The organism is Arthrobacter sp. TJ-236 (genome assembly GCF_058269235.1).
On the sequence record NZ_JBZCNI010000007.1, the window covers coordinates 1 to 13,365 of the forward strand.

Annotated in this window: 12 protein-coding genes; 6 read left to right on the top strand and 6 right to left on the bottom strand. The window is 63.4% G+C overall.

The annotated features are described in order from the left end of the window. Positions 1 to 634, top strand: a 634-nt coding sequence (locus AC4D16_RS16270) for a TetR/AcrR family transcriptional regulator (RefSeq protein ID WP_490955737.1), incomplete at its 5' end; no start/stop codon positions are given. On the opposite strand, the gene AC4D16_RS16275 is transcribed toward AC4D16_RS16270, so the two are convergent. The 4 genes from AC4D16_RS16275 to AC4D16_RS16290 form a co-directional block, all read right to left on the bottom strand. Then, positions 589 to 1,839, bottom strand: coding sequence for a cytochrome P450 (locus AC4D16_RS16275; protein WP_490955738.1), 1,251 nt, complete (start codon positions 1,837 to 1,839; stop codon positions 589 to 591). The two genes, AC4D16_RS16270 and AC4D16_RS16275, sit on opposite strands and share 46 nt — an antisense overlap. Positions 1,840 to 1,993: 154 nt before the next feature. Beyond that, a complete protein-coding gene (locus AC4D16_RS16280; protein ID WP_490955739.1) occupies positions 1,994 to 3,226 on the bottom strand; it encodes an RNA polymerase sigma factor in 1,233 nt (410 codons plus the stop codon). Positions 3,227 to 3,294: 68 nt separating this feature from the next. Then, positions 3,295 to 3,660 (bottom strand): YciI family protein, encoded by a 366-nt coding sequence (locus tag AC4D16_RS16285; RefSeq protein ID WP_490955740.1) that lies wholly within the window; start codon positions 3,658 to 3,660, stop codon positions 3,295 to 3,297. Positions 3,661 to 4,101: 441 nt separating this feature from the next. Beyond that, positions 4,102 to 5,046, bottom strand: coding sequence for an ATP-grasp domain-containing protein (locus AC4D16_RS16290; protein WP_490955741.1), 945 nt, complete (start codon positions 5,044 to 5,046; stop codon positions 4,102 to 4,104). 532 nt (positions 5,047 to 5,578) lie between these two features. Here AC4D16_RS16290 and AC4D16_RS16295 point away from each other — a divergent pair. The 4 genes from AC4D16_RS16295 (at position 5,579) to AC4D16_RS16310 (ending at position 10,695) form a co-directional block, all read left to right on the top strand. Beyond that, a complete protein-coding gene (locus AC4D16_RS16295; RefSeq protein ID WP_490955742.1) occupies positions 5,579 to 6,724 on the top strand; it encodes a P-loop NTPase family protein in 1,146 nt (381 codons plus the stop codon). Further along, positions 6,721 to 8,508: an ABC transporter transmembrane domain-containing protein gene (locus AC4D16_RS16300; RefSeq protein ID WP_490955743.1), complete on the top strand. Its 1,788-nt coding sequence runs from the start codon at positions 6,721 to 6,723 to the stop codon at positions 8,506 to 8,508. Before AC4D16_RS16295 ends, AC4D16_RS16300 begins: the two co-directional genes overlap by 4 nt. 106 nt (positions 8,509 to 8,614) lie before the next feature. Continuing rightward, positions 8,615 to 10,006: a sensor histidine kinase gene (locus tag AC4D16_RS16305; RefSeq protein WP_490955744.1), complete on the top strand. Its 1,392-nt coding sequence runs from the start codon at positions 8,615 to 8,617 to the stop codon at positions 10,004 to 10,006. Continuing rightward, on the top strand, positions 10,003 to 10,695 hold the full coding sequence (locus AC4D16_RS16310; protein WP_490955745.1) for a response regulator transcription factor: 693 nt from the start codon (positions 10,003 to 10,005) through the stop codon (positions 10,693 to 10,695). The genes AC4D16_RS16305 and AC4D16_RS16310 overlap by 4 nt, the downstream gene beginning before the upstream one ends. Before the next feature lie 385 nt (positions 10,696 to 11,080). Here AC4D16_RS16310 and AC4D16_RS16315 read toward each other — a convergent pair whose 3' ends face one another. Beyond that, on the bottom strand, positions 11,081 to 11,473 hold the full coding sequence (locus AC4D16_RS16315; RefSeq protein WP_490955746.1) for a hypothetical protein: 393 nt from the start codon (positions 11,471 to 11,473) through the stop codon (positions 11,081 to 11,083). 484 nt (positions 11,474 to 11,957) lie between these two features. Between AC4D16_RS16315 and AC4D16_RS16320 the strand changes: the two genes are divergently transcribed. Further along, on the top strand, positions 11,958 to 12,410 hold the full coding sequence (locus AC4D16_RS16320; protein WP_490955747.1) for a hypothetical protein: 453 nt from the start codon (positions 11,958 to 11,960) through the stop codon (positions 12,408 to 12,410). 219 nt (positions 12,411 to 12,629) lie between these two features. On the opposite strand, the gene AC4D16_RS16325 is transcribed toward AC4D16_RS16320, so the two are convergent. Next, positions 12,630 to 13,298: a GNAT family N-acetyltransferase gene (locus AC4D16_RS16325; RefSeq protein ID WP_490955748.1), complete on the bottom strand. Its 669-nt coding sequence runs from the start codon at positions 13,296 to 13,298 to the stop codon at positions 12,630 to 12,632. Positions 13,299 to 13,365 lie beyond the last annotated feature (67 nt).

Genomic DNA, 13,365 nt, shown 5'->3' on the forward strand with positions numbered 1-13,365 from the left:
TCGGTTCGGGTGGCCCTGCCGAGTGACGAGGTGGGAGTCTGATCGGATGGAGCTCAGAGAGAACTCGCGACTGTTGCGCACGAGGGCCAAGGTCCTGGCCTCGAGTTATGCCTTGCTGACGGAGGTCGGTTTCGGTGCGATCACGATCGAGCAGATAAGTGCGAGGTCAGGAGTAGCGCGAAGCACCCTGTATCGACATTGGGCGAGTCGGGACGACATCCTGCGGGATGCTTTCGCCGAACTGGCGGTCGGTACGCCCGACGAGCGTGGTGATCTACTCGCCGACCTGCGGCGGTATGCCCAGGTGGTGGCCAGAGGGTTGGCGACCGTGTGGGGGCGGGCAGCTGTGACTCTGGCAGTCTCCGCCCTCGATGACCCGGAACAGCGAAAGATCCAGTCGACTTTCACCTCCGGATTTGTGCGGGACGTCGGCGAGATGCTCGTTCGAGCGTGTGCAGCCGGCGAGATCAGTGACGCTCCGCCACTAGAGGACGTAGCGGACGCACTGTTGGGACCACTTTTCTACCGCTTCATGTTCAGTACGCGGCCGCTCGATGATGCGGCCGCCGACGCCTGCGCTGACCGGGTCTACGACTGGCTTACGAGCAGGGACGGAGTGGACCGGATGATGTAATTCGGTGTTTCCACGATGGGCGCCGTGAGGGTCAGATCAGGGAAGCGACGAGTAACGGCCTCGACGGCGATACGCACCTGGGTACGAGCGAGAGCGGCGCCGATGCAGACATGCGCACCGTGCCCGAAGGTCAGCGGAGCTCGTTCCTTCGGCCTTTGCCGGTTGAACTGGTCGGGGCTTTCGAAGAGAGCGGGGTCACGATTGGCTGCGCTGAATGACACCCACAACTTCGCTCCGGCCGGGAGCGTTACATGCCCGAGCACCGCGCCGGCTGGTGCTTCACGGAACAACCCGATACCAGCGGTGTCCAGACGCAGGAGCTCCTCGACAAGGGCGTCCGTCCCGAGGGTTCCCGTCGATAGTGCGGTCCAGGTCGGTCGGTCACGGAGGAGTCGAGCGAACATATTCGAGAGTGAACTCACTGTCGTCTCGTGCCCGGCGAAGAGCACGTTGGCGATATCCCCGACCAACTCATCATCCGACAGGTCATGGTCACCTCGAGCGCGACCGAGGATCAGTTCCCGGACGATGCCGTCGTCGAGGTCGCGCGGGTCGCTCTCAATCAGAGCTCGGATGTAGGCGTCGAACGCCGCAAAATCATGCGCCGCGCCGATATACGCCCCTGCCGGAAGCCCGGGCACCTGGGGCACAAGGAACGCATCCGACCACGCTGAGAAACGGGGCGCGTGCTCCACAGGAATACCGAAGAACCGAGCGATCGTCCTAGAGGGTAGTGGGCGCACGAACGCGGCGAAAAGATCCGTCGTCCCGGCGGATGTCCCGGCGGATGTTTCAGTCGAGCGCGTCATCGCGGCAAGCAGTTCGTCGGCGTCCTGACGGATCGTCGACTCCAAAGCCCGGACCCGGGTCATCGTGAACGCTGTTGCCATCGCTGTCCGTAACCGGCGGTGCTGTTCGCCGTCGCTACTGACCATCGAATGCGCCCACAGCGCACCGGACGCTGGATACACCTCAAACGCTTCAGTGGGGATGAACTGTGCCGGTATATACGTCCCGCCCGAGGTGTACGTCTCTGGGTCAGCTAAGACCTCCCGCACCTCGGCGTATCCCGTTACAGCCCACATCCCAATTTGGGGCAAGAACGACACCGGGCTCTCCCCACGCAAACCGGCGAGAACGTCGAACCGCTCAGTGGCGAAGGCGGTTGATGCCGGACTGAACCTGGTCACTGCAGGTGTGCTCATGTCGCGACACTATAGAACTACCCAGTTCTGTTCAAGTCGTCGTTTCCCTGGAATGGAACATCTCGCGTGGACGAGTCGGACCTCCCACGAACCGCCGATAACCAAGATCATCTCAACATATGTTGACGAACGTTTCGCCTCGCTGCTGTCTCATTCAGACGCCTGACGACCCCGGGTCGTGGCTAGGGGCGGCGCGTGCTGCGAGGAGTCGGCGCTCGGCGTCGTTCGCGGTGAGTTCCAGGGCCCGGAGATCCGCCGCGAGGGCCTCGTCATCACGACCGAGTCGCCGGAGGAGGTGTGCGCGGACGGCGTGCCAGAGGTGCGCACGCTCGAGGTCGTTCTTGAGGGTGTCGATTTCGGTGAGCGCGGCGGCGGGTGCTCCGACGCGGTCGAGTGCGACGCTGCGGTTGAGCCGTACGACGGGTGATGGGTCGTAGCCGAGGAGCAGGTCGTAGAGGACGAGGACCTGAGGCCAGTCGGTTTCGGCTGCGGTGTCGGCATCGGCGTGGCACGCGGCGATCGCGGCGTGCAGCTGCCAGCGGCCAGACCGACGTAACTGAGCGGCGTGTTCCAGCTCGGCGCGCGCGCGAGCGGTGAGCGTGGCGTTCCACCGTGATCGGTCCTGATCGGCCAGCAGCACGAGCTCGCCGTCCATGGACCGGGCCGATTCGCGCGCGCGGTGGAACAGCAGCAGCGCGAGGAGGCCATGAGCTTCTGCCTCGCGAGGCAGCGCCGCCGCGATGACGCCTGCCAGCCAGATCGCCTCGTCGGCGATGCCGTGATTGGAGGTGGCGTCGCCGCCGGCAATGAGGTGGGCTTCGTTGTACATCACCGACACGACCGTGAGAACAATGTCGAGCCGCTCCGCCCGGTCCGGCCCGTCCGGGATGCGCAGTGGGATGCCAGTGGCGCCGATCTTCCGTTTGGCGCGCACGATGCGTTGCGCGGTGGCGGGCTCGGTGCTGAAGGTGGCACGCGCGATCTGAGCGGTGGTGAGGCCACATACCGCTCTCAAGGTAAGCGCCAGTTGAGCCTCCGGCGACAGCGCGGGGTGGCAGCAGCCGAACAGCAGCGGTAGCCGGTCATCAGCTTCATCGATGTCGATGAACGAGTCTGTTTCGGCTGGATCCGCGATCGTAGTCCCCCGTTCGCTTTCGGGTGCCATGCTCGCCAGCTTCTCGCGGTAACGGGTTGCTCGGCGGAGCCGGTCGATGGCGTTGTGGCGTGCTGCCTGGGTGAGCCACCCGCCAGGGTTCGGCGGGATCCGGCCGCCCCGCCACGCGCGCAGTGCTTCTTCGACGGCCTCGGCAACTGCTTCTTCGGCGACGTCCAAGTCACCCAGCGACCTGGCCAGGGAAGCGACGATCCGGCCTGACTGTTCACGCACGACCCGCGCGAGGAGTAGATCGGATGCCGCAGCTCCGCCGCCTGGCCCTGCCGCGGCATCCGATCCGGTCACTGTTCTTGCTGGCTGAAGTCCACCATGGGGCGGATCTCCACGCCGCAGCCCGGGTGCTCCAGCCCTGGCCACGTCCTCGTCAGGGCGATTGCTGCATCCAGGTCCGGGACGTCGATGACCTGGAAACCGCCGATGACCTCTTTGGCCTCGGAGAAAGGCCCATCGACGACCACCGTTCCGCCCTCCCTGTGCTTTACGGTCGTGGCCGTCTCGACCGACTGCAACTGCGCTCCGACAGGCGCGAGATGCGCCGCGTTCTCCCCGAACCACTGGTACATGCGGGAGTAAGTCTCTTGCTGCTTGTCCTGCGGCACCTGCGCGTCCAACTCAGGGTTGCTGGTGAACATGATCACGTACTTCATGGTGCGTCCTTTCGTCAGTGGAACCGTTACACCTCTTCAGCGAACGAGCAAGGCCACGTTCGACACCCGCCGAAAAAATTCTTTCGGGACCCGGGGGAGACCGTATTCGGCGTCCTTGATCCACCCGCGAGGGGTCGGATGACGCTGCCCCACTAGGCCCTTTAGACCGCCGCGAGTGGCCTCGTCGCGTCACTGCCACCGGGCGCGCTTGGTCCCTCATTGGTCCTGAAGGGAGGTGCTTGGTCCTGAAGCTCCAATCCTTCATCATGGTGCCAGGCCCCTGTGCGGCGGCCTCACAACCGAGCTGGAAGCAGGTAGATGACTCGCCCTCGGCAGCAGGTCGTGTTCGTAATTGGGGCCAGCCGCGGTGTCGGAGATTTCGGGGGCGAAGCTCCACCGATCGTAAACAGGAGGTACTGAGCGCTGCCGGACTGGCGGAACCTACCGGAATCGACTTAGAGCGAGTACCAGAGATGGCCGGATGTCTTCGCGGTCCCAGACGCTGTGCCTCGCTCGAGCGGACCATTGCAGGCTGTCCATGACGTCTCGGAAGATCCCTCCGCGGCGTTCGATCCTTGCGCGTCTGAAGTCGCCGGCCGCCCAGGAGTAGCGTGCGCCGACGCGGGCGTCGTCGAGGTGAGCGACCTTCGATAGCAGCACTATTTCCGCCCAGGCGTTGACGAGCCCAGGACGCGCGTGTTCTGCCAGGGCCAGGGACCCATAGAAGCGTCCGTTGAAGTCGATGAGGTGGGGGACGCCGTCGTCGCCGGTGAGGAACTGCAGTTCCACCAGACCGTGCCAGTGGAGGTCTGCGAGGAGGGTTTCCGCTTTGGCCGCGAGGTCCTCGTCGACGGGCACTGTGCGGGCGCGGGCTGACGCGCCGTTGGGGGTGGGCCAGAGCCTGGTTGATACCTGTTGCGTCCGACCGTGGAGGTGCCCATCGTGAAAGACCCCGATCAGTGCGCCCAGGTGGCCGCTGACAGGTTTCTGCAGGATGGGTTCAGCGCCGGCTGCCCTGATGCGCTCGACCTGGGGGAGTGCTGTCACTGCGTCGGGGAAGAGCTTCGCTTCGATTCGTAGAGGCCGTGTTTGGTTCGGCGACCAGTGTTCCTTGCATTTGACGACCACTGGACCTGTCCACGCGGCGAGACCTTCGTCGGTCGCGAGCTCGGTGTGGGGGGACGCCAGTCCCGCCTTTTCGGCGTATTCGGCGAGTTGGACCTTGTCGAGGACGGTCTGCACAATCCGGTAGTCGGGGTGAGCTACTGGTACGGGTATCTGCGACCGGTATGCAGCAAGCGCAGCCATCCAATCGTCTCCGCCTCCGAAGACGATGTCGAAACCGCCGTCCAGGGCGGCTCGTCGAACGCCTTCAACGAAGGGCATACCGTCATCGCGAGGGCGCGGCACCCGGTAAGTCATGTCGCAGGCCTTCGACGATCCCAACACTCCTCCACCCTCGGGGGTCCCTACCCCCACGTACCACCCTGCGGCTTTGAAGGCCCGCGCGGCAGCGAGGGCGCCTCGGTCACGACCCGTCGAGACGATCAGGACACGAGGGACAGGCGACCGACCACGTAGGGAGGGCAAGAGTCCGTGCTCGTGCTCGTGCTTGTGCTCGTGAGCGGAGTTCTGCATACGATTCCTTGAAATACGTGAGAGCTCGGGGTGGATGGACGACCGGGCGGTGACTATGGGGCGGCACTCGTTAGTGAGCGGGGCGAGCTCGGTGAAGCGCGGTGAGCACTTTAGCGAGTGCGGATAAGAGCCAGATGAGGAGCCCTGCGAGGCAGGGGCGGTAGGTGTCGGGCAGGTGTACGGGACATAAGAGCACTCTCATCGGTGGCTCATGTTGTTCTTCGAATGGGGTTCTTTACTGAAGTCATACCGCAGTAATCCCTACCTGAAGGAGCCCGCCATGAGTCTGACTATCGAACCTGCTGCCACCGCTACTCCTCTTGCCCCGACGGTGATGTCTCGTGCCTCGAAGGCAGATGTGGTCCCGGTCGATCCGGAGCGCCTGCAGCGAGCCAAGAAGGCATACACCACCCGTTTTCTCGCCGCGGCGCTCGAGGAGGATGCAAGCGGGTATCTGCTCCGGCAGGAGGCACCGAAGGCCGGAGACGTCGTCCTGGCGCGCGTCGTCAAGCTCGGTTCCCATCTGAAGCTCGAGAGCCCGGTGTCTCGCAGGCAAGCTATGTTCGTAGGCGACGAGATCCTCGTGGCCTACGGCAACCGGTATGCGCCCGATCAGTTCCTGGCCGTGGTGCCCGAAGATCTCGCTGAGTGCCAGTTGGTAGCCGGCGGAGGTGTTGCCGGGCAGGTGCTCGAGCAGCATGCAGGCATGAAGCAGGCCACTACTTTGCAGCCCATCGGGCTGCTCGCCACGACCGAGGGAGTGCTCAACCTCAAGGACTTCGTGCCAGCCAACGTGGTGGCGCCCTCCCGTGTCCGCCGTCCAGCGGTGGTCGCCGTTCTTGGCACGTCCATGAACTCGGGGAAGTCGACCACTCTCGGATGTCTCGTCAACGGGCTGACCAATGCCGGTCTGCGCGTCTCGGCAGGTAAGGCCACCGGGACGGGCTCAGGGAACGATCCGCGTCTGTTCACCGACGCCGGCGCACGTGAGGTCATCGACTTCACCGACTTCGGTCACCCAACCACCTTCAAGCTGGAGTACGCAGAGGTCCGTGACCTGCTGACCCGCCTCATCGCGCGGTTGAGCACTGAGGAGACCGATGTCGTCGTCGTTGAGATAGCGGACGGCGTGTACCAGGGGGAGACCGCGCGTCTCATGGCCGATCCGGTATTCCAGGGTGTCGTTGACCGTGTGGTGTTCTCGGCCGCGGACGCCCTCGGAGCCACGGCGGGTGTTCAGGTGCTTCAGGAGAGCGGGGTCGGAGTTGCAGCAGTGTCGGGCCTGCTCACCGCCTCGCCGCTGGCGGCGCAGGAAGCGGCGTCGGTGCTCGACGTCCCCGTCATCAGCACCTACGACCTGTGCGAAGCGACTGTGGCTCGTGACCTGGTGGCGGCGGTGCTTCCCACCCCCGCTCAGGCAGCATGAGCAGCGCTAAAGGCGCGGTCGAAGCCTCCAGCCCGAAGGAGGCATCAGTAGACAATGATCGCCTACCGAAGCTCTTCGAGGGTGATCGCAGGAAAACAATGGTCTGCCTCATTGGAGCCGGACTTCTCCTGGCGATCCTCGCAGGGGCGACAGCTTTGCTCATGACCAGGCTCCTCGGGTCCGGTTCGGACCCAGCTGGAGCCATGTTCTCCGGCGCTGGTCTTCTCGCCGCCGCGCTAGGGATTGGCGGTTTGCGGGCGATCGAGCGTGTGTTGGCGGAGCGCCTCGGGCAAAGCTACATCCATCAGATCCGGCTCGGGCTGGTTGAAGCGGCGATGACTGCAGAGAAGCCACCTGCCGCCGGCATCACGATCGCCCGAGCCACCAATGACCTCACGAGTGTCCGGAACTGGGTGTCACTCGGTATCGCGCCACTGGCCGTAGGCATCCCGCTGATCCTCGGGGCCACCCTTGGGCTGGCATTCCTCCATCCTGCGCTCGGCCTAGCGGCCCTGATCCCGCTGATGATCCTGGCTGTAGCAATGTTGACTCTCGCCCGCACGGCCTTCGATCGCGCGAGAATCGTTCGGCGGAAACGAGGACGACTTGCCTCGTTGCTCGCTGACACCATGGCGGCGACTCATGTGATCAGGGCGGCCAACGGGGAGAAGCGTGAAGTGCGTAGGATCGGCGCGGCCGGTCAGGACGTCGTCAACGCAGCCATCGCCCGATCCCGAATTACCGGGTACATCCGTGGGGTTGCTGCAGGCGCGGCCGCTGTCGCTGTAGCTGCTGTCGGCGTCGTCGGGCTGTGGCAGTCGATGGACACGGCCGTTATCGCCGGCGCGTTGACGATCGTCGGACTGATCTCGACGCCGGTGAGTGACCTTGGACGCGTCGTTGAGTACCGGCAGAACTTCAAGGCAGCCCGACGCATCCTCGCGCCGGCGCTGCAGGAGGGGAATCAACGCAACGGCGCGGGGGAGCGGGGCAAGAAGAAGAAACAGCAAGCCCACGGAACAACCCTCGCGAAGTCACACGGCGGTTCGAGCGCCAGGTCCGCGAAAATCGCGCGACAGCTTCCACAATCTCTCCGGCGCGGCGACGGGGTCGTGTCGATCGTCGCGCCCTCCGCATGCAGTTCGTGCCCACCCCCCGCGTTCCTCGCCAGACCGGGGGACACGGTCATGGTGGAGTCCGCTGATCCAGCCCGCGTGGACGATGTCTTCGATGCCGTGCTCGGGTTGAGGCGCGATCCTGCAGCTATCGTCTGCATTGACGGCGTGAACCTGCTCGAAGCTTCACCGGAAACGCGTCGTGAACTAGTGGGATACGCATCAGCGGGAGCAAGCCTGGAACGCGGCACCATCGCGCGAGCCATACGGTATCGCAGACCTGACCTCGGGGAGGAGGAGAGCCAGGTTGCATTGGACCGGGTAGGACTCAGCGCTACCGTCGGGTTGATGAGCAAAGGTGAGCGCACACAACTGAGGCGAGGAGGTGAACCTCTGACGGTCTCCGAACGCGCCCGATTGCTGCTCGGTCGAGCTGCCCTGGCAGATCCGCCGCTGCTTATTCTGAACCGAATCGACACTGAACTCGACGACGACGGCCTCGCTATCCTCAACGACATCGTCGCGGGCTTCCCCGGAGTCGTGATGATAGCTGCAGGCAACGAAGGATCTATTGTGGCGATTGCGAAGCGACGAACCATCACGTGGTCGGTCGAATGCGCTCATGACCCCAGCACGCAGCAGAAAGATCGTGGGAGCCTTGCCAGGTAGTTCACCCATAGAAGGTCGTGCTGTCGAACGCAGGCTGCGGAAGCTGCGACCTGTTCACTCCGCGCGTGCACGGATCATCGGCTGGGGTGTGCCCTTGGCAGCTCTCGTGACCCTTGCAACCGCTGTCACCGCGTACTCGTTGCAACTCGACCGTGTTCAGACGCGGGCCGACAACGCGCTCGATCAGGAGATCGAAGAGTTCTCGAGCTTCCTGACCTCGCGTGGCACACCGTGGACGGTGGAGGACTTCACAACCCTCAACGAGCTGTTCGACGCAGCTGAACGAGGTAACGTCGGCGGCCGATTCGAGACCTTCATAGGACTTGCCGGGCAGGACGTCATCAGCAGCGCCGGTCGCCCGGTCGACCTGATGTCCGAACCCGAACTTCTCCGATCGCTGACGAACGACCTCGCCGGGTCCGATGTCCTACGCGGTTCCGCGATGATCGACGGCACGGAGGTCTTCTACGCCGCCGTACCCGTTCGGATCAACGGACTGCGTGAGACCGGAACCTACGTCATCGTCAATGACGTCGGAGCTCAACGGGACGAAGCGGTGTCTGCAACCGTCACGTCCGCGGCCGTCGCCCTCTTCGCCCTTGTCGTGCTCGGCGGTGTCGGCTGGTGGCTGTCCGGCCGCCTCCTGAGACCCGTGCGCTTACTGCGAGAAGCTATCGAGCAGGTCAGTGACGCCGACTTCTCGCAACGGATCCCTGTGCGGGGCACTGATGACATCTCAATGCTCGCGATGACCTTCAACGGGATGGTCGACAAGCTCGACGACGCCTTCTCCTCCCAGCGGCAGTTCCTCGATGACGCCAGTCACGAGCTGCGCACCCCGATCACGATCCTCCGCGGTCACCTCGAACTGCTCGATCCTGAGAACCCTGCCGCTGCTCGACGCACGATCATCATGCTGATCGATGAGCTCGACCGTATGCGCCGCCTCGTGGACGACATCACCCTCCTGGCATCAGCAGCGCGGCCCGACTTTGTCCAGGATGGTCCGATTGAGGCCGACCGGTTCATCGACGAAGTCGCCGATAAGGCCAGATCATTGGGTAAGCGCCGCTGGACGGTTGACGGTCGGCAGGACGTGACGTTCCTGGGCGACGAGCAGCGACGCACCCAGGCACTGCTTCAACTCGCGCACAACGCGGTCAAGTACACCGAGGAAGGTCACAGGATATCGTTCGGGGCTGCAGCCGATACGTCAGGGATCCGTCTGTGGGTACGGGACTTCGGCACAGGAATCGAACCGGCAGACACCGCCCGCATCTTCGAACGCTTCGCCCGAGCCCAGACGGGTCGCACCACCGAAGGCTCAGGACTCGGACTGTCGATCGTGACCGCGATCGCTGAGAGCCACGGCGGGCGCGTTGACCTCATTACCCAAATCGGGAAAGGATCAACCTTCACCATCGAACTGCCACCGGACCGCGTCGAAACCAGGACGCTGGCCAATACCCGTGATGACACAGGAGAGCTGTGGTCATGACGCAACGCATCCTCATCGCCGAGGACGAACAGAGGATGGCCGCATTCATGGTCGAGGGCCTCACCCGGGCAGGGTTTGTCTGCGACGTCATGACCGATGGCGTTTCGGCGTTTCAAGCCGCCATGCAGGACCGGTACGACTTGATGATCCTCGACATCGGCCTGCCACTGATCGACGGTTTCGGGGTCTTGTCGGTACTACGACAGGCCGGAAACAGCCTTCCCGTCATCATCCTCACGGCAAGGACCTCCCTTCAGGACACGGTAACGGGCCTCGAATCGGGGGCTGATGACTACCTCACGAAACCATTCGCTTTCGCTGAGCTCCTGGCCCGCATCAACCTACGAATCCGCGATCATACAGCGACGACGACTGACCAGCCGGTGGAGTACGCGGGCATCCGACTCGACCCGGAGCGACGCCAGGCCTTCATCGATACCAGCGCCGTCGACCTCTCCGCTCGCGAGTTCACCCTCCTCGAACTGTTCATGCGGCACCCTCAACAAGTTCTCACGAAACAACAGATCCTCGAACGGGTTTGGTCCAACGACCTCGATCCCGACACCAACATCGTCAGCGTCTACGTGCAGTACCTGAGACGGAAACTCGGCGACGACATTATCGAAACAGTCCGCGGCTTCGGTTACCGACTCGCTCGAGAACGCACCACGACAGGCCGGCCACCGTGAAAAGCGACGTCCTGTTGAAGTTGTAAGTTCGGTTTTCCTTCGTTTCCCCCTACTCCGACCTGGGGCGGGTCACAATGGGTGATCTGCTCAGGCATTGAACTGCCTCTCCCGACGGAGGGGATTGTGCGGCGCTGGGGAGCTGCTTACTTTCGGTGCGGGGGTGGGCCCGTAGAGCGGATGTACGCGCATGTCGCTGCCTGATTGGCGGGGGAACCCGTTGATAAGCCACCCGAGGAACTCTCTATAGGGGAGTCGGACGATGCTTCTTCGCCCGGCCGTGCAGGGCGATCCCGCGGTCCTTGTGCTGCAGAGCCAAAGCGATGCGGTGCGCGACCATGAAGGTCGAGGATCGGGCCGAAGATGGCCAGAAACCTCAGCCAGTAGGTTACGTCGTTCGAATCCAAGTGCCGGAAGGTGCGCAGTAGTGGATGAACCTGGCTGATCGCGGGACGCGTTGCGTCGGGTATATCTGCCGCGAGCGGACAGGGCCGAGCGAGTGCTGCTGGTCGAAAATCTCGTCAGGCAATGGCTGTGCCTTGAGGATCGGAAGGTTTTCGAAGTCCGCTCGGAGGCGTTGTGGGAGGTCGTCTATGAGCTCATTGAGAGCTAGAGCGACGAGATTCCGTTCGCTCACGTCGAGCAGGTACAGGCCGTGGAGATAGGCGTCGAGCTCGAGGATCCCGCCGACGCTGAAGTAATGCAACCACAGATCATGTGCGGTGAGGTCCGCGGCCTTGGCAGCGCGCGTTGTGCTCTGCTGCTGACTGTCCTGAGTCATCACAAGTCCTGGTCGATCGGTATGACCGGGAAGAGGTGATGTCCGTGCTCCTCAAAACACGCTGAGGCATCCGGATTAGCTCGAGAAGACAATTACTAGGAGCTGAGCGTACCTCCTGCCCGTCCTGAGTGAGGAGGACCTGCCGGCTGCCATGGGGCAGAAACTCGACCTCGGGCGGATGCTCGATCTCGAGGCGGGCGACGTCCGGTCCTATATGCACCTATTGAACGGGTGGGGGATGCGGTCGAAGGGAAGTTGAAGGCGGTGACGGGGGGTGGCGCAAGCTCTTCAAAGCGTCGTAACACACGGCTGAGGCAAGTGCCACGACGAATGCGGGGATGTGGGAGCGTCACTGAGCGGGTTTAGGTTGAGGGGCACGTTTTCCAATGACGGCGACGCAGCGATGACAAGGTCTCACACCATGTTCCTAGCCGATCGGTCTCACCCTGAGGTGCAGGTGCACCTTGCCTCCTGCGATGTCCTCATGCTCGTGGCTTTCCGTCAGCTCCTGAAGCCGTGCGCTTTTCTCCGCATCACCGGCACCAGCGACGGGACGGCCGAGACGCTCGCGGCAGTAGTGGCCGATCAACCCGATGTGCTGGTCGTCAACGCGACGTCCGCGCTCGAGGTGAGGGGCCTCATCGGCGCGCTACGAGCAATGGGTGAACTGCCGAAGGTCGTGATCGTGGCTGACGCCCGGCTCGCCGAGGACCTGTTGCGGAACCCACCCAGCCAGTTGGACGGTGTCCTCGTCAGGGGAGGGGATCGCCTTCAGGATCTCGGCCCGCTCCTGCGATTCATCAGCCAGGGCGGCCGGGTTGTTTCCGGAACCAGCCGAACACCCCCGTGCGATCCTGGGAGCCCGACGACGAGAAGTGAGCGGCTACGGCGGTCCCTGGCTGAGCGGACGCGCAGTGGAGGCAACGAAAACAACTAGCGAGTCTCCCACGTCACGCACTGCTGGCGGCAAGCCCACACCTTCTGCACCTCCACGCCCCGTCGGAGTGATTCGCGGACACGGACAATCCCTCCGCAGCGCGGGCACAAATCAAGGATCCTCGCGTCCCTCCTACTCATCACGCACCATCACACCCCTCCTGGCGTCAACCGGCTCGGCAATGTGTAATGGCGTGTGATGGTCAGCGAGTTGTGACGGTCAACGAGTGAGTGCGACGCTGCGATGAGTGATCAGTGCCCGGTAGTGCGGGTTCTCTGTCAGGAAATTGATCGCCATCTCGCACCGCGGCACCAAACCCAGCCGTCGCCTGTGAGCGCTGAGGACGACATTACGCATCAGGGTCATGTCATAGCCCTGACCCTCAAAGCCGGGCTGCTCGACGCCCTCAATGAGCACAACATGATCACCGCTCGCCACGTACTTCACGTAGGAGGCGATGGACCCGTCCACGATCAGTTCGAACCGGCAGTACAGAGAGTTATCCCGGAATGTTTCCTTGGCCGTCGAGGGGGCCGTGGATCTGGCTGCTTCCCGCGCGGCTTCTTCTGCCCTGGCGTCGAGTTCCTCAGTGATGATCGCGTGACGGGCTGCGACGCCGGCAGGCGGATTCGGGATGTCAAGCAGTGCGAAAGTCTGATTCGCCAGTACACGGAGCTCCCGGGTCGTGAGCCCGGCGACATCGTTCACCGACATTAGGTCATCGAGCTGAGCGCCAGCGCTTTGAACGGCGGCCTCCGTCACATCCAGCGGCTGACTCATCATCTTCTTCGGCATGTTCACCGGCATATTCACGGGCGTGTCCACTCTCGTGAAATCGAGGTTCGGCTCGTATCGGTCGATCTGGGCAGAGTGCAACGTGGTGGTCATCGTCGTTCCTGTCCTCGTGCTGCCCGAGGCCTTCCTCTAGACCCCAGAGGTGTCACAGATTAGTAAC

Coding starts and splice junctions, on each gene's coding strand:
- AC4D16_RS16275 (WP_490955738.1), bottom strand. CDS start 1,839: ATGAGCACACCTGCAGTGACCAGGTTCAGTCCGGCATCAACCGCCTTC.
- AC4D16_RS16310 (WP_490955745.1), top strand. CDS start 10,003: ATGACGCAACGCATCCTCATCGCCGAGGACGAACAGAGGATGGCCGCA.
- AC4D16_RS16295 (WP_490955742.1), top strand. CDS start 5,579: ATGAGTCTGACTATCGAACCTGCTGCCACCGCTACTCCTCTTGCCCCG.
- AC4D16_RS16320 (WP_490955747.1), top strand. CDS start 11,958: ATGCTCGTGGCTTTCCGTCAGCTCCTGAAGCCGTGCGCTTTTCTCCGC.
- AC4D16_RS16290 (WP_490955741.1), bottom strand. CDS start 5,046: ATGCCCTTCGTTGAAGGCGTTCGACGAGCCGCCCTGGACGGCGGTTTC.
- AC4D16_RS16285 (WP_490955740.1), bottom strand. CDS start 3,660: ATGAAGTACGTGATCATGTTCACCAGCAACCCTGAGTTGGACGCGCAG.
- AC4D16_RS16315 (WP_490955746.1), bottom strand. CDS start 11,473: ATGACTCAGGACAGTCAGCAGCAGAGCACAACGCGCGCTGCCAAGGCC.
- AC4D16_RS16325 (WP_490955748.1), bottom strand. CDS start 13,298: ATGACCACCACGTTGCACTCTGCCCAGATCGACCGATACGAGCCGAAC.
- AC4D16_RS16300 (WP_490955743.1), top strand. CDS start 6,721: ATGAGCAGCGCTAAAGGCGCGGTCGAAGCCTCCAGCCCGAAGGAGGCA.